The sequence below is a fragment of the Amycolatopsis sp. NPDC051071 genome (assembly GCF_040682875.1).
Classification (GTDB): Bacteria; Actinomycetota; Actinomycetes; order Mycobacteriales; family Pseudonocardiaceae; genus Amycolatopsis.
On record NZ_JBFBBY010000023.1, the window covers coordinates 43,061 to 62,273 of the forward strand.

13 protein-coding genes are annotated in these 19,213 nt (G+C 68.7%); 2 read left to right on the top strand and 11 right to left on the bottom strand.

The window, feature by feature from the left end:
• Positions 1–22 precede the first annotated feature (22 nt).
• The 10 genes from AB0M65_RS11010 to eccD form a co-directional block, all read right to left on the bottom strand.
• On the bottom strand, positions 23–1,123 hold the full coding sequence (locus AB0M65_RS11010) for a hypothetical protein (RefSeq protein WP_364024875.1): 1,101 nt from the start codon (positions 1,121–1,123) through the stop codon (positions 23–25).
• Between the two features lie 22 nt (positions 1,124–1,145).
• On the bottom strand, positions 1,146–1,463 hold the full coding sequence (locus AB0M65_RS11015) for a hypothetical protein (RefSeq protein WP_364024878.1): 318 nt from the start codon (positions 1,461–1,463) through the stop codon (positions 1,146–1,148).
• Between the two features lie 10 nt (positions 1,464–1,473).
• On the bottom strand, positions 1,474–3,450 hold the full coding sequence (locus AB0M65_RS11020; RefSeq protein WP_364024881.1) for a hypothetical protein: 1,977 nt from the start codon (positions 3,448–3,450) through the stop codon (positions 1,474–1,476).
• Positions 3,451–3,456: 6 nt separating this feature from the next.
• Positions 3,457–3,867: a YbaB/EbfC family nucleoid-associated protein gene (locus tag AB0M65_RS11025; protein ID WP_364024884.1), complete on the bottom strand. Its 411-nt coding sequence runs from the start codon at positions 3,865–3,867 to the stop codon at positions 3,457–3,459.
• Complete coding sequence (locus tag AB0M65_RS11030) at positions 3,806–5,929, bottom strand: hypothetical protein (protein WP_364024887.1); 2,124 nt, start codon at positions 5,927–5,929, stop codon at positions 3,806–3,808. Before AB0M65_RS11030 ends, AB0M65_RS11025 begins: the two co-directional genes overlap by 62 nt.
• Positions 5,930–5,934: 5 nt before the next feature.
• Positions 5,935–6,372 (bottom strand): hypothetical protein, encoded by a 438-nt coding sequence (locus tag AB0M65_RS11035; RefSeq protein WP_364024890.1) that lies wholly within the window; start codon positions 6,370–6,372, stop codon positions 5,935–5,937.
• A gap of 33 nt (positions 6,373–6,405) precedes the next feature.
• Positions 6,406–6,705 (bottom strand): WXG100 family type VII secretion target, encoded by a 300-nt coding sequence (locus AB0M65_RS11040; protein ID WP_364024893.1) that lies wholly within the window; start codon positions 6,703–6,705, stop codon positions 6,406–6,408.
• A gap of 34 nt (positions 6,706–6,739) precedes the next feature.
• Entirely contained in the window at positions 6,740–7,078 is a 339-nt protein-coding gene (locus AB0M65_RS11045; protein ID WP_364024896.1) for a WXG100 family type VII secretion target, read from the bottom strand.
• A 133-nt stretch (positions 7,079–7,211) separates the two neighbouring features.
• A complete protein-coding gene (gene eccB / locus AB0M65_RS11050; RefSeq protein ID WP_364024899.1) occupies positions 7,212–8,618 on the bottom strand; it encodes a type VII secretion protein EccB in 1,407 nt (468 codons plus the stop codon).
• Between the two features lie 3 nt (positions 8,619–8,621).
• Positions 8,622–10,085: a type VII secretion integral membrane protein EccD gene (gene eccD / locus AB0M65_RS11055; protein ID WP_364024902.1), complete on the bottom strand. Its 1,464-nt coding sequence runs from the start codon at positions 10,083–10,085 to the stop codon at positions 8,622–8,624.
• A 32-nt stretch (positions 10,086–10,117) separates the two neighbouring features.
• Here eccD and eccCa point away from each other — a divergent pair, with 32 nt between their 5' ends.
• The gene (eccCa, locus tag AB0M65_RS11060; protein WP_364024905.1) at positions 10,118–14,086 is read left to right on the top strand and encodes a type VII secretion protein EccCa; all 3,969 of its coding nucleotides are present in this window, start codon (positions 10,118–10,120) and stop codon (positions 14,084–14,086) included.
• A 563-nt stretch (positions 14,087–14,649) separates the two neighbouring features.
• On the opposite strand, the gene AB0M65_RS11065 is transcribed toward eccCa, so the two are convergent.
• A complete protein-coding gene (locus tag AB0M65_RS11065; protein ID WP_364024908.1) occupies positions 14,650–15,765 on the bottom strand; it encodes a S8 family serine peptidase in 1,116 nt (371 codons plus the stop codon).
• A 149-nt stretch (positions 15,766–15,914) separates the two neighbouring features.
• Between AB0M65_RS11065 and AB0M65_RS11070 the strand changes: the two genes are divergently transcribed.
• The gene (locus AB0M65_RS11070) at positions 15,915–19,211 is read left to right on the top strand and encodes a right-handed parallel beta-helix repeat-containing protein (RefSeq protein ID WP_364024911.1); all 3,297 of its coding nucleotides are present in this window, start codon (positions 15,915–15,917) and stop codon (positions 19,209–19,211) included.
• Positions 19,212–19,213 lie beyond the last annotated feature (2 nt).

Genomic DNA, 19,213 nt, shown 5'->3' on the forward strand with positions numbered 1-19,213 from the left:
GCACACGAGGTCCAAAGAACCCTCAGGCCTGGCATTTGGCCTTGACCATCGCCGCGCCGTGGTGCGCGTAGGTCTTGTTGGAACCTGACCAGTCGCGGCCCCGGTTGAGCAGCTGGACGGCCAGTTTCGCGCCGTTGATCCGGAACGTGCCGACGCTGACCCACCGGCCGTGGTTGGCGTTCTGGTCGACCTGGAACGAGCCGACCGGTGTGCCCTTGTCCACCGCGAACCGGTCGAATACGCGGTACACCGACGGGCTCCCGCCTGCCACGGTCGCGTCGCCGTTCGGGACGAACACCGAGACCGCGCACGAGCCGGTGGTCACCGGGCCGGTGTTGAACGTCCACAGGCCGTACGCGCTGGGGTCGTCCTTGTTCGCGTCGCCGGACATGGGGATGGAGACGAACGCCGCGCCGCAGCCGCCACCACCGTGATTCACCCAGCCCGCTTTGCCGTCGCTGTAGGCCCCGACGCCGGTGAAGCCGGTACCGCCACCGCATCCCTTGCCCGCCATGCCTTCGTAGGAGACCGTCTTGGCGGCCGGGGCGGGCGGACCCTGCGGCTGCTGCTGGGGTGGCGGGGCCTGGTGCTGCGGCGCCGGAGCCGGGCCTCCTCCCGCGGGCGCGGGCGGGACGCCGGGGAGACCGGCGGTTCCGGGATCGGCCGCCGCACCCGGCTGGCCCGCCGGAACGCCGCCGGGCGCCTGGCCCGGCAGCTGGGCACCGGGCGGGCCGACGGGCATACCGCCGAGATCGGTGGGCGGGGCGGCCAGCCCCGGCACGAAACCGCCGTCCGGCGGGAGATCCTTCGCGTAGCCCGCCGCGTTGGGCTCCTCACCGGACTGGTCGCCCGTCAGCAGTCCGCTGAGCGCCAAGGGGAGGGCGACCAGGACGACACCGGCGACGGCCGCCGCCACGATCACCGGTTTGGACATCCGGCCGGACGGCGGCGGGGACGCGACGCCGGTGGCCGCGTCCACGACCGGTGGTACGGCACCGGCCGCGACGGTCCCGGCCTCCGAAGAGGGCGTGGTTTCCTTGTCCGCCTTCGCTTCGGTGACGGCAGGCGCCGTCGTCGCCTCGGCGACCGCGACGCCGGTGGACTGTTCTGCCTCCGAGGGCATGCTTCTCCCGCTTCCTGGATCGCTAACGCTTGAGTCCGTTGTGGACGTTCACGATGTTTTCGTTCTCCGCGATGGTGAGCTTCGCCGCCATCCCCTTGGTCACAGTGGTCTGGTTGTCGACGACCTCGCCGATCGCGACGAAGGCACCCTCGATCTTCGTCACCGGGTCACCGAGATTCTCTTTGATCTCCGTTCCCATTTCGTCGTCACCGGCGGCTTCGAAGACCAGATCCCGCCGGTCCGTGCCGAGTGCGCTGATCTTCCGCATCTTGGCCCCGATGTCCTGATACGCCTCGGAAAGGATCTGCATGGCCCTGGGATCCGCCCGGAAATCGTTCATCGTCTGCTCCTCATCCCGCGCTGCTGCCGGTGGCGGAAGTCCCGTCACCGAGTCCGGCGGTGTAGTCGCGTTGCATATTCGAGCTCAGCCGGGTACTGCCGGGCCCGCGAGTCCGGCTCTTACGTCTGCCGAGCACACCCGGCGCGACCGTCGGATCGGTGCCCCAGGTTTCCTCGTCCTCGGCGAGCCAGGTCGTCCGGTCGCGTTCGCCCTTCCCCTGTCCGGCGCCACCGGCACCACCGGCGCCGCCGGCCGATGGCGGATAGAACGGCACCCCGTTCCCGCTGCCGGCCGCGCCTTTCGGGCCGCCGAGCGGCGGGCCGGCGGTGGACGTCGTCGCTGGTTTCCCACCCGACGGCGGGGCGACCGACGACGTCAGATCCGACGACACCCCGATCCGGCTCCCGCCGAGAGCACCCGGTCCACTGTGGAAGTTCGACTGCGGGTCGAATTTCGACATGGTGATGGGCAGCGTGTCGGGCGGGCGCAATGGCGGAAGTGGCGGCGGGGTACGCCGCAACGACTTGAGATACCGTTCCATGGCCGATTCCCCGGCATGGCCGGAAACCGTGGTGCCCGGCGGCGGATAGGCCTTGCGCAGCCGGTCTTTCTGTTCGAGGTTTCCGGTGTTCCTCGGTCCGATGATCTCGCCGTTCCCATTCACCCTGGAGCCCGGCGGGACGATGATCGGCCTGCCGTCGGCCCCCAGCACGGGTTTCCCGTCGGGACCGATGACGACGCCGTCCCGGCCGACATACGAGCCGGTGGGCACCTTCAAAAACGTGTTCGGCCCCCCGGGTGGCGGCGGGAACTGCCCGCCTTTCCAGCCGTCACCACCGATACTGGTGAACGGCGGCGGCGGTGGTGGCGGCGGCCCCGAGGACGTGGAGGTGGTGCCCGGACCGTTGTCCCCGGTCGAGCCGTCTCCTCCGCCGGGACCGGAGCCGTCGCCTCCAGGGCCGGCGCCGGGGTCATCGGCGCCGCCGCCGGAAAGGTCGAGACGAACCGGAGTCCGGATCGTCGGCAGGTACGGGAGGGACTGCCGGTAGGTCAGGTCGAGCAACCAGGCCACCGCCGACCCGTTGGCGTCCGCGACCTTCAGGTGTTCCTGCCAGACCTTTTTCGCCGCTTGTTCCAGCTTCTCGCGCGGGGCGACGTTTCCTTCGTCCAGCACTCCACCGAGGTAGGTGCTTTTCGGCCAGCCGTCCGTCTCCCGGTCGTACTTGGGGGGAGGATGACTCGCGAAATCCGCGACCAGTTCGGGAGCCTGCCAGATCGCGCGCACCACGCCACTCGGGGTGGACAGCTCCGATCCCGTCGCGGTGACCGAGAAACCCAGGCTGGTGTCATACGTGAAGCTTTCGCCACCCCGCCATTTCGCGCGTCCCTCGTCGAGCATTTCCCCTGCCCGCTTCAGCAAGCCGCCCGCCAGCTCGAGCATCTTCCATGACGTGAGGTCCTTGGTCATCTGGGCGACCAGGTCATGGCATTTGTGCGCGAGCTCGTCCAGTACGTTCCAGAACGCCCCCGCGCCGGTGCCCTGGAAGGCGTCGCCGCGGTGGCCGGTCTTGTCCCGCCAGGTTTCCAGCGGGGTGGCCTGCTCGGTCAGCCAGGCCGCCACCCCGCCCAAGGTGGTCGACGCCAGTTCGAAGGTGGAGTACTTGGCGACGTCGTTCAGATCCTCACGCAGGGAGTCGACGACCTTGTCCCCGTTGGCGAAGAACGGCGCCGCCGCACTCTCCACTTCCTTGCTCGCGTCGGCGACGGCGTACCAGGACGTGAAGAACGTCATGCCTTCCGCGTGGATCATATTCGACGGCACCTTGTTGCTGGGACCGCGAAGATGGGTGTAGACGCGCCACGTCAGCCATGGCACGCCGACGACGGTCGCACGCTGTGGCACCACGGGAAAGGTGGGGTCGACGGTGAAGATGTTGAGAGCCTCTTCCCACACCCAGGTCTTCGGGTCCGGCCCGCCCAGCGCCACGGAGGATCAGTCCCTTCCCCTGCCGAAGGCGTCCGAAGGCGCCTCTTTCCACAGGTCCGAGAACATCTTGTCGACGTCGGTGCTGCCCGTCATGGCCGCGCGGAGGTCCTCACGCTGGTCCATCAACGGACCGAAGACCTCGACCACGGTGTCCGTCATGTCCTGCCTGGCCCGTTCGAGGACGTCCAGCAACGTCCTGGCCAGCTGCTCCGGCGGCATGGAACGGTACTTCGTGGTGTTGAACTTGATACCCACCACGGAGTTCTGCGCGTCCATGGTCACCGTGACCATGCGATCCGCCGAAGTCGCGGAAGACGTCCGTGAAGCGAGATCGGCCTTCGCCGACTCGATCCGGTCACGCTGATCCTTCAGCATGACCATGGTTTGGTGAAGGTGCTCCTCCAGCCAGTCGGCCATCGTTTCCTCCCTGTCCATAGTTGCGTTGACCGCCGGCAGGCCGGCCGCGACGCCTGCGGCCGCCCAGTACCGAAGGCGGGAGTTTCGGGTCGGTACCCCAGGTCTCCTCGTCCTCGGTCAGCCAAGTGGTCCGGTCGCGTTCGCCCTTGTTCTGGTCTCCGCCCGCGCCGGCGCCGCCACCACCCGCGGTCGGCGGGTAGAAGGGGACACCGCCCATCCCGTTCTGCTGATTCCCGTTCCCCTGCTGGTTTTTGATCAGCGAGGGACCGCCCTCGGTCGTCACCGGTTTCCCCGGCGGCACGGGCGGCTCGTGCCCGCTCGTCGAACCGAGCGGCCCTGGTGCGCCGATCGACCCCGGCGACTTCACACTCGAAGGTCCATTGTGGAGACTCGGCGGGCTACCGGACGAGAGCGACAACGACGGCGCATGCGATCCGGTGAGCAAGGTCGGCACCGACGGGGCGTTGTCGCCACGCAAGGACTTCAGGTACTTGTCCAGCTCCGTCTGCTGCGACGGGTCCTTCTTGACCGGCTCCGGCCGGGCCATGCGGTCCTTCTCGGCGAGCTTGTCGCCCGTCGGCCCGATGATGTTCCCGTCGGGACCCACCCTCGACCCGGGTGGCACGACGATCTGCCGCCCGAGCGGGTCGAGCAAGGGCTTCTTGTCGGGTCCGAGCACCACGCCGTCCGGACCGATGGTCGAACCGGACGGCACCTTCAGCGGATCGTCCGGTTTCGGCGGGGCGGGGGGCGGTTTGCCCCCGTTCTTCGGCGGAACCGGCGGCGGGGTCGGCGGAGGCGGCCCACCGGGAGGACCCTTCTTGTCCTTGTCGTTCTTGTCGTTCTTGTCGTTCTTCGTGGGATCCGGGACCTTCGGCGGCCCTTTCCCGGAACCGGGCGGCGGTTTGGGCGGGCCCGTCGGCGGAGGCGGAGGCGGAGGCGGGGGTGGCGGGCCAGGCGGCGGAGGCCCCTGCGAGCCCGGAGGAGGCGTCGGTGCCTTGTGGAGATTGAGGCGATGCGGCTCCCGGATCGTCGGCAGGAGCAGCCTGGCGGCGTTGTAGCTCGTCGGGAGCGTCTCGAGGACGGCTTTGGCCGCGACATCGAGAGTGGCTTCGAGATGATCCGTCCACAGGTCCCGCGCGGCGGTCATGAGCCCTTCCCAGAACTCGGCACTTCTGGCATCCGCGTTCATTTTCGCGCTTTTCGGGAAGTGCTCGGCCCCACTCCAATTCGACGTGGTACTCGCGTTGGCCTGCAGATCCTCCTTGAACCCCGGGCAATTCCAGATCGCGTTCATCGCGCCACCCGGCCAGCAGATCTCGGAACTCGGCGCCGTCACCTTGCCGAAAAGCGCCGTCTCATACCCCGGATTCGCACCGTTCTTCCAATTGTCGAAACCCTGCTGAAGCTTGTTGAAGGCCCACCGCAGGCCGTTCTCGGCTTCGTTGATGCCCGTGGTCGCGGGATCGTCCAAGGAGCGGGCACTGTTCAGTCCGCCGGACCGCGTTCCCAGCTGCGCCACCAGATCATTGCTCCGGAAAATGAGGTCGTCCAGATAGTCCCGGAACGCACCGGCACCGGAACCCTGGAAGTCGTCACCCTTCTTCCCGGTCTTGTCCCGCCAGGGCTTCAGATCGGCGGCCACCGCGGCGAGCTGGGTCTTGGTCCCGTTCAGCGCGTCGTAAGCCCTCCCGAACGTCCACGGCTGCCCCAGCGGGTTGTAGTTGGGGTCGTCTCGCAGGGAAGCGAGGGTTTCGTTGATGTTGCCGTAGAACGTGGCGTTCAAGGGGTCGATCGCCGCATAGTTGACGCTGGCGACCGCCCAGTACTTCATCCAGTTGGTCTCACTGCACGCGGTGAAATCCCAGCCGTGAGGATCCTTCCAACCTTGCAGCGCGGACCACACGTCCCATTTGAGCCACGGGACACCGAGGATGGTTTCCCGGCTGGGAACCTTTTTGGAACTTGCCGCGTCCCTCGTACTGTCGAAGTAGTTGAGGACTTCTTCCCAGGGCGTCAGCGAACTGTTCTTGCCGATTTGTCCTTGGATCGGGGAGGCCATCGCGCTCAGTTTCCCGTAGTGCTGTTACCGGGAGGAGGCGGTGAAGGAGCGGGATTGGCTCCGAGGATCTCGCCGACCTGACTCATGTTGAGTTCGGTGGACAGCTTGATGTTCTCGTCCTCGCCACTGTTCGCGATCCGCACCACCTCGGTGATGTTGGCGTTCAGCTGGACGAGCCGCTTCTGGATCAGGTCGACCTGCGTCCACAAGGAGGGCGCCGTACCGGTGCCCTTCCCCTCGTACTTCTCCATCAGCAGCTTGGCCGGTTCCCAGATCTCCGCGCCCGCGAGCAGCCGCCGTTTCCCGGTGGGGTTGTTCGCCGCCAGTGCCAGCTCCTGGACGTCCTTGTTCGCTTCCAGGTCGGTGACCATCTTCTGCAGGACGTTGGACTGGAAGTCCTGCAGAAAACTGACCGTGATCTTGATGTCGCCGCTGTCCGCCACGCCCCTGCTCCCTTTCCTTCGAGCGAACCTGGATCAGATCTGGAACTTCGCCCCGATGTTCGTGTCGGTGCGCTGGTAGTTCTCGAAGGACAGGGACAGTGTCTGGTGCCCCTTGGCGAACCGGCCCTCCATGGCCTGTGTGGTGGCATGCCACCGGCGCTGCAGATCCGTGTAGGCCGTGGCGCCCTGACCGACCCAGGAGTCGGTCATCGGCTTGATGGACTGCTCCAGGTCGACCAGCGCGGTGTCGATCTGCTTGCTCAGCGCGACCATCCGCTCGGCAAGATGCGGAACGTTGCCGCTGACCGCGAAACCGTCGTAGGGAGTAGTCATGATCGTTTCCTTTCCCAATCGCCGAAGGGGTTGTTCAGGACAGCGCGTGGAAGATGCGGTTGCCCTCGTTGCCACCGAACGCCGTCAGCGCGCTCAGGTTGACGTTTTCCTCGTTGACGTTCATGGTCTGGTCGCTTTCGTTGACCAGTTCCTTGATCTCCGTGAGCATCTTGAGCACCTGGACGTAGTCCGCCTCCCACAGCTCCAGCTGGTTGAGGAAGGTCTGCGAGGCGGCGCCCTGCCAGCCGGCCCGCAGGTCGCTCCGGACCCCGGTCACTCCCGAGTGGATGGCCTTGCACGCCGTTTCACACTCTTCGATGGCCGCGAGGCCACCCTTCATCCCACTGTCGGACTTCTGGAAATTCGTGCTCATCGGTCGCTCGTCCTTCCTCGCGGTGTCGCGGACTTCACATCCGCCATGACGGTCCACAGCAAGGACACCAAGTCCCGGCCCCGCGGACCATGCGGAACGACCGGCAGAAGTCGCCCGCGGCCGATTCCTCCGGTCAGGGACCGCAAGTCCCGGCCGCGGGCAGCACCGATCCCCCGTCACGCAGCGTCGCCGGATCCAGTGCGGCCCCGGTCGGCAGCAGGTTCAGCAGAGGCGTGGGCAACCCGTTCGAGACGGCGGGCTCGAAGCCGAGTGCCTTCGCTCCCTCCGGGGGAATCGGGTACTTCACTCCCGTGTCGGTCACCAGGAAGAGGGCGTCACCGGCCCGTCCCGACGCGGCCGAAACGCGGACCAGTGCGCCTCCGCCGGGCCGCACCGCGATCCGGTCGACCCGGGAACAAGGCGCCGTGACCCCCGGCCTGCTCGCCGGTACCTGTCCTGCCTGGGTGAACCGGTCGGTCACCGCCACCTGGGTACGCGGCGCGTCGCCGTCCGGGGTGACGAGCGCGCAAAGCCCCTGTCCACTGTGGAGTGTCAGCGCCTTTGGCGGGCTCATCGGCGGCGGCTGCTCGACCGAGGCCAGGTGCTCGCTGACCACTCGTCCCGGCAACTGGGCCACCGCGACTTCGCCGCCGCCGTACGCCGCCCGGCGGACCTCGGGGTCGGCGGCCAGCAATCGGGCGTCCAATTCGGACAACGGGGTCAACCCGGCCTTCGTGAGCACGTAACGCTGCGTGGGTTCGCCCGCGACGGTATACAGCCTGCCGATCTTGGCTTCCGTCCCGCCGAGGGCCGGTCCGGCCTCGCCGAGGTCGTCGATCCCCGGCGGCCCGAAGTCGGGTCCGGCGGGCAGCGCGTCCAGCAACGCCGTCGGCACCTTGGCGGGCTGGAGCACGCCGTCCACCGCGTCGAGCGCACCCCGATCGGCCGCCACCCGATGCCGCTTCCCCTTCCACAGCAGGAAGGTCACTCCGTCCGGGGTGACGGCGACGACCGCGGCGTCGTCATCGAGCGGGTTCGCGGACGTACCGCCGACACGCAGGGCGGTCGGCCCGGCCTGATCACGATCGACGGCGGTGCACACCTCCCACGGATCGTCGGCGAGGACGGGGAGCGCGTCCGGCGCGCCGATGATCCCCAGCGGTTCGCCGCGCGGAACCTCTTTTAGCGAGTCCTCGGAGACGTGCTTCACCACGAGCTGGTTCCCGGCGACCAGTTTGGCCGAAGCGAAGTTCAGCACCGGCAACAGTTTTCCGCCCGCGTAGAGGAACCGCGCTCCCGAGGCGTCGGCGATGACCAGCGCGCCGTCCACCCGCCACGACTTGTTCCCGCCAGGGGACACGAGCCCGAAAACCAGCAGGCCGACGCAGGCGAGAACGGCGACCAGCATGCCGATGACGCTGCCGCGGTAGGTCCGCTGCAAGGGGCTTTCGGCCGCGTCGGGATCCACCCGCAACATCGCGGAGGTCAACCGGCCCAGCATGAACTTGTGCGCTTGTACTTGATCGGTTTTGGAGTTCATCCCTCAGCCCCCGAGCCCGCGTACGAACGCGAACACGCCGAGCAGCCACAACGCCAGCGGCAGCAACGACACCGCGGCGAAGGTCTCCGCGAGATCCGCGAGCCTGCCCCACTGCGGCAGCAGCCGCCGTCCGGGTACGGTCCAGCGCGCCACCAGCACCACCGCGGCCAGCACGAACATCCCCGCCACCATCGGCACCGGATTCGACGTGTCCTCTTGCGAGGCCAGCAGCAGCCGCAGCACGCCGTACACCCCGGGCACAATCACCGAGAGCCGCTGCCACACACTGCCCAGCGCGCGGCCGTGCACCAGTAGCAGCGTGCTGAGCACGGCGGCGAACGTGACGGCCTGCCATGACCGGTCACGGACGACGAACTCGAGCGCGACAAGACAGGCCATGCCGATCGCGGCGAACAACGCGGTCACGAAGGCGTCCGCGACCCGGCCTTTGCCGACGACCTCGCCGCCGGGATGCGGATCGAGTTCCTCCTGCAGTTCCCGCGCGCTGGTGGGCAGGCCGGGGAGCCGCAGCCCGGACAACCGGAAGGCGATCCTCGGGACGAAAGCGCCGAGCAGCACGGCGATCACCGCGATGATCGTCGCCGACGCCGGTGCGGAATCCGCGCCGAGCATCATCACCAGTCCCCCGGCGGCGCACAGCAGCCCGAACGTGGCGACCGAGATGAACACCGGCGCGAAATCCGCCACCGCGGCCATCCCGAGCGCTGCCGCACCGGCACCGGCGACGCAGGCGGCCAGCAGCCGTGCGCCGGTCAGCACCGGGCCGTCGGGTCCATGCGGGATGAGTGACCCGGCCAGTCCGATGAACGGGACCGCGGCCAGCGCCAGTGCCAGCGCGGCGGGACTGTCGCCCAGCGCGCGGGCGGCGGTGGCGGAGCACACCAGCAAGAAGAAAGCCGCGACCCCGGCGGCCACCAGCGTCGGCCAGCCGTCGGATGCGGACACCAGCAGCCAGAACCCGAACAGCACGACGGCCAGCACACAGCCGAGCATCGTCCAGCGAGTCGCCCGCGGGCTCCAGGAGTCCGGCCGGGCACGGGCCTCGGTGGACAGTCCGTCGATGATGTCGTCGAAGTGAACAGCCGGCAACTGTTCACGACGCGGCCGCAGATGCAGGGTCTCGCCGTCACGCAGGTCGAGTACGTCGACCGTGGAGTCCTGGTCCAGCGGGGGATCACCGAGCCGCTGGAGTACCCAGCCGTCGTGGTCCACCCCCTCTTCCGCCAGGTCCTGACCCGCGTGGCCGAGGATCGTCGGCATCAGGTCGATCAACGGGATGTCCACCGGGACGGCCAGCTCGAAACTGGTCGCTGGAGCACGGACACGGAGTTTGCACAGTCCTGAAGTGGTCGCCATGGCACACGCCTTCGCTTCGGCGACCAGCGCGCGGATCCGGAAGTGAACCGTCGCGTGGTCGGATTTCGTCACCTCTTGTGGAGCTGCCACCACAGCGCGTCCGAGAGGGAAGGAATCCGGTCTTGAGTGTAATCACATTCCGCAAGGGGCCGCGACGGCCAGGACCGGAAATGCCCGAGGGCGAGCTGAGTATCCAGGAACCACCCACGCTGCCCGAAGTCCAGCGCAGTGCCGGCGCGGTCATGATGTATCTGCCGATGGCGCTGTCGTCGACGGCGACGGTGCTGCTGTTCGTCCGTCCCGGTGAAAACGGCGCGTTCAGCTACCTCGCCGCCGGGCTGATGACGGTGTCGTCGATGGCCATGCTGGTCGGCCAGCTCGGCCGCAGCGCGGGCGAACGCAAACAGAAACTCAACGACGCCAGGCGCGACTACCTCCGCTACCTGGCGCAGTCCCGGCGCAAAGTCCGGGAAGTCGTGACGCGCCAACGGGAAGCACTGGCTTGGCGACACCCCGATCCGACGTCGCTGTGGTCACTGCCCGGCACGTCACGGATGTGGGAACGGGACGCGCAGGACGACGACTTCGGGGAGATCCGCGTCGCACGGGGCCCGCAGCGGCTCGCGTGGCGGCTGAACCCGTTGTCCACCAAGCCCGTCGACGACCTGGAGCCGCTTTCGGCGCACGCGCTCCGCCGGTTCATCCACGCCTACGGCACCGTGACGGATCAACCGGTCGCGGTATTCCTGCCGTCGTTCGCCCGGATCCTGGTACAGGCCGCCGGTGACGAAGGCGACCGGATCCGGGCGCTCGCCCGGTCGATGATGGCGCATCTCGCGGTCTTCCATTCTCCCGAGGAGCTGCGCATCGTCATCCTCGCCGCGCCGGAACGACGGGCCGGCTGGGAATGGGCGAAATGGCTGCCGCACAACCTCCATCCCAGTGAAACCGACGGCGCCGGGGAAGCCCGGCTGGTGGTGGAGTCCATCGCCGAGCTGGAGAACGCGATGGGTGACGAATTCGCCACCAGGCCCGGTTTCGACCCGGACGCACTGCCCGACAGCCACGAACCCTGCGTGATGCTGTTCGTGGACGGGGTCACCGTGCCCCCCACGTCCCGGCTCGCCGGTGACGGCTACCGCAACACCACGGTCGTCGACCTGTCCTCCGCATTGTCCACACAGGACGATCAACTGACCTTGCGGCTCCGAATCGAAGACCGGATGCTGAAGCTGATCACCGTCGATCAGCACAACAAGGAGGTCGCGGGCGACCTCGGCCGTCCGGACGGGATCGGCCTCAACACCGCGGCCGCGCTGGCGATGCGGCTGGCACCCTACCGGGTCGGCGCGCGGCGGAAGTCGGCCGAACCGATGGCCGCCAACTTCGACCTGACGGCCATGCTGGGCATCACCGACATCCAGACCTACGACGTCGCGGCAGGCTGGGCGGCGAAACGGCCCGGCGGCAGGCTCCGGGTACCGCTCGGGGTCGGCCCCGGCGGCCAGTCCGTCGATCTGGACATCAAGGAATCCGCCCAGTCGGGGATGGGCCCGCACGGGATGCTGATCGGCGCGACCGGTTCCGGGAAGTCGGAGCTGCTGCGCACCCTGGTGCTGGCGCTCGCACTCACGCATTCGTCGGAAGTCCTGAACTTCGTACTGGTGGACTTCAAGGGTGGTGCGACTTTCCTCGGCCTTGACGGGCTGCCGCACACCTCGGCGGTGATCACGAACCTCGCCGACGAGGCCGCGCTCGTCGGCCGGATGCGGGAAGCACTCAACGGGGAACTGATGCGGCGCCAGGAACTCCTGCGCAAGGCGGGTAACTACAGTTCCGCGCTGGACTACGAACGGGCGCGGGCGAACGGGACCCCGCTCGCTCCGCTGCCCACCCTTTTCCTGGTGGTGGACGAATTCAGCGAGCTGCTTTCGGCACACCGCGACTTCATGGACCTGTTCATCATGATCGGCAGGCTCGGCCGGTCGCTGGGCGTCCACCTGCTGCTCGCTTCGCAACGGCTCGACGAAAGCCGGATCCACCAGCTGGAATCACATCTGTCGTACCGGATCGGCCTGCGCACCTTCTCGGCGATGGAAAGCCGTGGTGTGCTCGGCGTGCCGGACGCCTACCAGCTGCCGTCGGATCCGGGGAACGGCTTCCTCAAAAGCGGCACCGCGGCACTGGACCGGTTCAAGGCGGCCTACGTCTCCGGTCCGCACCGGGTGGTGCGCCGCAACGTCGAGCAAGCCGTGGTGGCGCAACAAATCGTGCCGTTCACGTCGAAGTTCGCGGCCCGCGCCGAACCGGTGCCCGAACCCGAACCGGCCGAACCCGAACCCGAAGGTTCGGTGCCGAGCCTGCTGGAACTGGCCGTCGACCGGCTCCGCGACGCCGGTCCACCCGCCCACCAGGTCTGGCTGCCGCCACTGGACGAGCCCAGCTCCCTCGACGAACTGCTGCCGCCACTGGTCGAAACCCCCGAATACGGGCTCACCGCGCCGGAATGGCACGGACGCGGCGGGCTGACCGTCCCGGTCGGCCTGATCGACCGGCCGTTCGACCAAACCAGGGATCCGCTGCTCGTCGACCTGGCAGGCAGCGAAGGGCATGTCGCGGTCGTCGGCGGGCCGCAGAGCGGCAAGAGCACAGCCCTGCGCACCCTCATCACCGCGCTGGCGCTGACCCACACCCCTGCCGAGGTCCAGTTCTACTGCCTCGACTTCGGCGGCGGAACCCTGACCAGCCTCCGGAAACTCCCGCATGTCGGGGGTGTGACCGGACGGCTGGACGTCGAACGCATCCATCGCACCATCGGCGAGGTGACCGCACTGCTGACCCGGCGTGAGCGGTTCTTCACCGACAACGACATCGATTCGATGGCCACCTACCGGCGCAAACGGGCGGCGGGGGACTTCGCCGACCAACGGCACGGCGACGTCTTCCTCGTGGTGGACGGCTGGTCCACGATCCGGCAGGATTTCATGGACCTGCTGCCGACGTTCATCGAACTGGCCTCCCGCGGCCTCAACTACGGCATCCACCTGATGCTGGCGTCGAGCCGGTGGAGCGAGATCATCAGCGCCGTCCGCGACCTCGTCGGCACGCAACTCGAACTCCGGCTCGGCGATCCGGTCGATTCGGTGATCAACATGCGTGCGGCGGCGACCGTGCCGAAACTCCCCGGCCGCGGCCTCACCGACAAGGAGCTGCACTTCCTCACCGCGCTGCCGTCCATCGACGGGGTGGACCGTGACGTCGTCGAGCATGTCGAAGCACTGGTGGAGCGGATCACCTCGGCGTGGCACGGCCCGCCCGCTCCCCCGGTCCGGATGCTGCCGCCGGTACTGGACCGGGCCGAGCTGCCGCCGCCGGACGCGGACATGCGGCTGGCACTGGGCCTCGACGACCAGCGCCTCGAACCGTTGTGGCACGACTTCGAGGACAACCCGCACCTGATGGTCGTCGGCGACGTCGAATCCGGGAAGACGAACCTGCTGCGGCTGGTCATCGACGGCATCACGAAGCGGTACACCCCGCAGGAGGCCCGGATCATCACGGTCGACTACCGCCGTGGCCTGTACGACGCCGTCCCGCAGGAATACCAGCTGGGCTACGCGGTGTCCGGGGACTCGGTGCACGACATGATCGACGGTGTCGCGCGGGCGGTACAGACCCGGATCCCCGGCCCCGACATCACGCCGGCGCGTCTGCGGCTACGCGACTGGTGGACCGGCCCGCAGGTGTTCGTGGTGATCGACGACTACGACATGGTGGCGTCGTCGTCGAACGCCCTCTTCCAGCAGCTGTTCGACCCGCTGGCCCAAGGCAACGCGCTGGGCCTGCACCTGGTCGTCGCCCGCGGTGCCAACGGAATCGGGCGCGGCGCGAACGATCCGCTGCTGCGGCGGCTCGTCGAGGTCAACACCCCGATGATGCTGCTGTCCTGCCCGCTGTCGGAAGGCATCGTATTCGGCGAGGTGCGGCCGCGCGTCCTCATCCCCGGACGCGCGCAATACGCCACGCGGCGCGGAACAACCGTGGTGCAGACGGCTCTCTCGGCCCACGAAGCGGAGCTCGTCGCGAAGTGACCCGCCGCGTTTAGTCCTCTAGTTGCGTACGCGCCCGGGCGGGTGTCCTGGCGCGTACGCAACCGGGCGGATGTCCTGAAGGGACCCCTTGAGACGTTCACCGTCCCAAAGGGTCCCTTTGGGACACCGGCAGGCCCCTACCCGACCGCCCGTGACAGGGACTGCCGTACCGGACCGTGTGCATTCCGGCTCATCCAACGCGCCAAAACCCACACGGTCACCGACCGCCCACGACCCACCCCACCTGCAACTGCTTCACGAAGTGACCCGCCGCGTTTAGTCCTCTAGTTGCGGTCACGCCCGGGCTGGTGTCCTGGCGCGTACGCGCCCGGGCGGATGTCCTGAAGGGACCCCTTGAGACGTTCACCGTCCCAAAGGGTCCCTTCGTGACACCGGGCGCGGCCCTTACCCGACCGCCCGTGACAGGGACTGCCGTACCGGACCGTGTGGATTCCGGCTCATCCAACGCGCCAAAACCCACACGGTCACCGACCGCCCACGACCCACCCCACCTGCAACTGCTCGCCGCGAAGCGACCCGCCGCGTTCAGTCCTCTAGGCCACTCACGACCCACCACGCCACCGCCGCCGGCGCCCTCGCGGCACCACCACCGCGGCCGCGCCCAGCAGCGCGACCGCCACCAGAACCCCCGCCACCACCGCCCAGGCGCCCTGCCGAGCCGGTCCGAGGTCCGGCGCGGGCGTCAGCACGACCGGCTCGCGGCGCACCGCGGCGGCACCGTTCGCCGTCGCGACCGACGTCATGGCGGCGAGCGGGTCGAGTACGGAGACGCCTGCCTGCGGGTACGCGGTGTCCCGCAACCGGCGGGCGAGGTCGGCCGCCGTCGTCTCGGGACGGTACGACCGGATCAATGCCGCCGCGGCGGCCACGTGCGCGGCGGCGAACGCGGGGCCGGCGCCGACGGCGGCGCCACCGCCGGGTCCCATGCCCACCACCAGGTTTCCCGGTGCGGCAAGGGATCCGGCGACGGGAGCGGACGCCTTCCCGTCCGGTCCGATGGCGGTCACCGCGAGCACGCCGGGGAACGCCGCCGGGTAGTACGGGCCCGGCGGGACGTCGCGTGCCGTGGTCACGTCCCGGCCCGCCGCCGCCACGATCAGGGCGCCCGCCGCGATCGCCCGGTCGACGGCCTGCCGCAGCACGGGATCCGCTTCGGTGACGGCCGCCGCGACGCAGATGATCCGCGCACCGGCCGTGATCGCGCCGTCGAGCCCGCCCGCGATACTCGCCGCGGTCGCCGCACCGGATTTCTCCGTGCCGCGCACCGCGAGCACTCGCGCATCGGGCGCGAGCCCGGAAACCTTGGCGCCTTCGGCACGGGAAGCGGCGATCAAGCTCGCGACGACCGTGCCGTGCCCGACGCAGTCGGATCCACCTTCTCCGACGGGCCGGCTCGGCAGGACGGCACCATCGACGCCGGTGTCCACCACCGCGACGGTCACGCCTTCACCGGTCGCCAGTGCCCAGAGGCGGTCCGCACCGAGATACGGCAGCTGCCATGGCACCGAGGGGACCTTCTTACCCGACGGGGCGGTGCACGCCTGCCCGGGCTTCAGCGCCTGCGGGATCTGCGGGAGTTCGGTGTCCTGCGCGGAAGCGAGACCACCGTTCGCGAGAAGGGTGAGTGTCGCGCACGCGACCGCCAGCTGTCGCCTCATTGTCCCAGTCCAGCATTCACCGGCGGGCGCGACCATGAAGAAGCACCGGCAGTTTCGCCGGACCGGTGAACCCGATCGGACCCCGGCCACGTTGTCCAGGGTGGAGCCAGAGGGCAGGCTCCGCCCGCAGAACGACGAGGGGAGCGCTCGTGTCACGGCACGTGCTCACGGTGGACCGCGATCAGGGGTATCGCACCATTTCGGCCGCGTTGCAGGACGCGCGCAACGGCACGGTGATCTCCGTGCTGCCGGGTCGCTACGACGAATCGCTGACGGTGACCAAGGTGGTCACCATCGCGGCCAGCGACGCACGCGGAACCGTGGAGATCGTGGCACGACAGGGCAGTGCGGTCCAGCTCGCCGCCGAGGCCGTCAAACTCACCGGCCTGGTGCTGCGGGGGCAGCACGAGGACCTGCCCGCGGTCGACATCGCCCGCGGCCAGGCCGCGGTGGAGGACTGCGAGATCATCGGCGCCGCCTGGACCGCGGTACTGGCCCGCAACTCGGGTTCGCTGGCGATGCGGGGCTGCCGGGTGACCAACCCCGGCGGCGCGGGGATCGTGGTCACCTCGCCCGCACCCAGCACGATCGAGGACTGCGTCATCGAGCACGTCCAGACCTCCGCCGTGGTCATCGCCGAACGCGGCAACCCGATGGTGCGGGACTGCACACTGCGGCACGCCAAGGGAAACGGCGTCTGCGCCAACGGGCAAGCACAGGGCACCATCCAGCACTGCGACATCTCTTCGACCGACCGGCCCGGGATCGCGCTCGAAGAGGACAGTGCGACGAAGGTCATCGACACCACCGTGCGTGACACCGCGAGCGGCGTCTTCATCAGCACGCATTCCTCCCCCGTGCTCGAAGAATGCCGGACCACCAACACCACCGGCGACGGGATCACCGTGACCGACGGCGCCGACCCGGTGCTGCGCCGTTGCCGTACGGCCAAAACGGGTGGTGCCGGCGTCCGCGTCACCGGACGGTCCCGTGGCACCTTCGAGGACTGTGAGGTCTCCGACGCGACCGGCACGGGTATCCACGTCGACGAGGCGAGCGGCCCGGCTTTCAACCGGACGACCATTCGCGGCGGCGCGGCGGAAGGGCTGGTGGTGACCGGCGGCGCGACGGCCGAATTCGACCGGCTGGAGATCCGGGACGTCGCCGGCAACGGGATCCTGGTGCGGGAGGCGGCCAACCCGCTGCTGCGCCGGGCGACGCTCAATGGCTGCCGGGGCAACGGAATCGAGGTCACCGGCAACGGCCGTGGCCGGGTTGAAGACTGCGAAGTACGGGACGCCGGAAAAGCCGGGCTCAACGTCTCCGAAGGCGGAAGTCCTTACGTCAGCACGCTTCGGGTGTTTCAACCGGGACAATCCGGTGTCCTGATCGGACCCGGCGGCGTCGGTTCCTTGCGCGACTGCGAAATCGGCGAAGCCGGGGAAGACGGCGTGCTCGTGCAAGACGGCGGAGAGCTGATGCTCTCCCGGTCCACGGTCCGGCGTTCCCGCGGCCACGGCGTCCTCGTGGAGGCCGGCGCGCGGGCGAAACTGACCGCCGACGACCTGAGCGGCAATCGCCGTGACGGCGTGCGGATCGAATCGGCCGAGGCGGTGAGTCTGGTGGACTGCACCGCGGCCGACAACACCGGAGGCGGTCTCCGTACCACCGTGCCCAACGCCCGGCTGTCGGTGGAGAACCTGACCAGCAGGGCCAACGGCGCCCCGGACATCGACGGCACCACGGCGACCACCGCCGAGGCCGCGGAGTCCGCCGAACCGGGCGAAGTACCCCAGGAGGCCGGAGACGGCGGCGGGCCGCTGGCCAAACTGGAGGAGCTGGTCGGCCTCAGCGGCGTCAAACACCAGGTGAAGACCCTGGTGAATCTGAACAAGATGGCCCGCAGGCGCGAACAGGCGGGGATGATCGCACCGCCGACCAGCAGACATTTGATCTTCGCCGGCCCGCCCGGTACCGGCAAGACGACCGTCGCCCGGCTCTACGGCAGCATCCTCGCCGAGCTGGGCGTGCTGCGCGAAGGTCATCTGGTCGAGGTGGCCAGGGCCGATCTGGTCGCCCAGATCGTCGGCGGCACCGCGATCAAGACCACCGAGACCTTCAAGAAGGCACTCGGCGGCGTCCTGTTCATCGACGAGGCCTACACGTTGAGCGCGCAGAGCAAGGGCAGCGGGCCGGACTTCGGCCGCGAAGCGATCGACACCTTGGTCAAGCTGATGGAAGACCATCGTGACGAGCTTGTGGTGGTCGCCGCGGGCTACTCGCGGGAGATGTCCTCGTTCCTGCAGTCCAATCCCGGGCTCGCGTCGCGGTTCACCCGGACCATCGAGTTCGAGAACTACGCCACCGACGAGCTGGTGACGATCGTCGAGCGGATGTGCGCCGCGCACCAGTACCAGGTGCCGGAGGACACCCGGAACACCCTCACCGTCCACTTCGGACAAATGGAACGCGGCGACGACTTCGGCAACGGGCGCACCGCACGCAAGGTGTTCGAGGAGATGGTGGACCGGCAGGCGTTCCGGCTCGCGAACGAACCGGACGCCGACGACCAGAGCCTTTCGCTCCTGCTCCCCGCCGACGTTCCCGGTGACGCGGCCGCGAGCGCGCGCGATGGCGACGAGGACGCGCGGACGGCGTTGCGGACGAAACTCGACTCGATGATCGGCCTCGCCGGGGTGAAGGACGCGATCAACGACCTGGTGAACCTGATCGCCACCGCCAACCAACGGCGGCAGGCCGGGCTGCCGGTCCCCGCGATCAGCAACCATCTGGTCTTCGCCGGCGCGCCCGGTACCGGTAAGACCACGGTGGCGAGGCTCTACGGCGAACTGCTCGCCGCGTTGGGCGTGCTGCGCAAGGGTCATCTGGTCGAAGTCGCGCGTGCCGACCTGGTCGGCCGCTACGTCGGGCACACCGCCCACCTGACCAGGGAAGCGTTCGAATCCGCCCGTGGCGGCGTGCTGTTCATCGACGAGGCGTACGCGCTCACTCCCGAGGGGGCGACGGGTGGCGACTTCGGCCAGGAAGCTGTCGACACCCTGGTGAAGCTGATGGAAGACCACCGCGACGACACCGTGGTGATCGTCGCCGGCTACTCCGCGGCGATGCGGTCGTTCCTCGCCTCCAACGCGGGTCTCGCCTCCCGGTTCTCCCGGCATATCGAGTTCGAGAACTACACCACCGACGACCTGGTCACCATCGTGCACCGGATGGCCTTGTCGAATGGTTACGAGTGCGCCCCGGAGACGGTCATCGCGCTGCGCCGCCATTTCGCGTCCGTCGAACGGGACGAAACGTTCGGTAACGCCCGCTACGCCCGCCAGGTGCTGGAGAACATGATGACCCGCCAGGCCGGACGGCTCAGCACCGCGGGAGCGCCGACCGTCGCGGACCTTCGCCTGCTGTCGCCCGCCGATCTCACCTGATC

What these genes read in the sequence shown, in the direction of transcription:
- AB0M65_RS11040 (WP_364024893.1), bottom strand. Translation starts at nt 6,705, where the DNA reads ATGACTACTCCCTACGACGGTTTCGCGGTCAGCGGCAACGTTCCGCAT.
- AB0M65_RS11015 (WP_364024878.1), bottom strand. Translation starts at nt 1,463, where the DNA reads ATGAACGATTTCCGGGCGGATCCCAGGGCCATGCAGATCCTTTCCGAG.
- AB0M65_RS11045 (WP_364024896.1), bottom strand. Translation starts at nt 7,078, where the DNA reads ATGAGCACGAATTTCCAGAAGTCCGACAGTGGGATGAAGGGTGGCCTC.
- AB0M65_RS11010 (WP_364024875.1), bottom strand. Translation starts at nt 1,123, where the DNA reads ATGCCCTCGGAGGCAGAACAGTCCACCGGCGTCGCGGTCGCCGAGGCG.
- eccB (WP_364024899.1), bottom strand. Translation starts at nt 8,618, where the DNA reads ATGAACTCCAAAACCGATCAAGTACAAGCGCACAAGTTCATGCTGGGC.
- AB0M65_RS11065 (WP_364024908.1), bottom strand. Translation starts at nt 15,765, where the DNA reads ATGAGGCGACAGCTGGCGGTCGCGTGCGCGACACTCACCCTTCTCGCG.
- AB0M65_RS11025 (WP_364024884.1), bottom strand. Translation starts at nt 3,867, where the DNA reads ATGGCCGACTGGCTGGAGGAGCACCTTCACCAAACCATGGTCATGCTG.
- AB0M65_RS11030 (WP_364024887.1), bottom strand. Translation starts at nt 5,929, where the DNA reads ATGGCCTCCCCGATCCAAGGACAAATCGGCAAGAACAGTTCGCTGACG.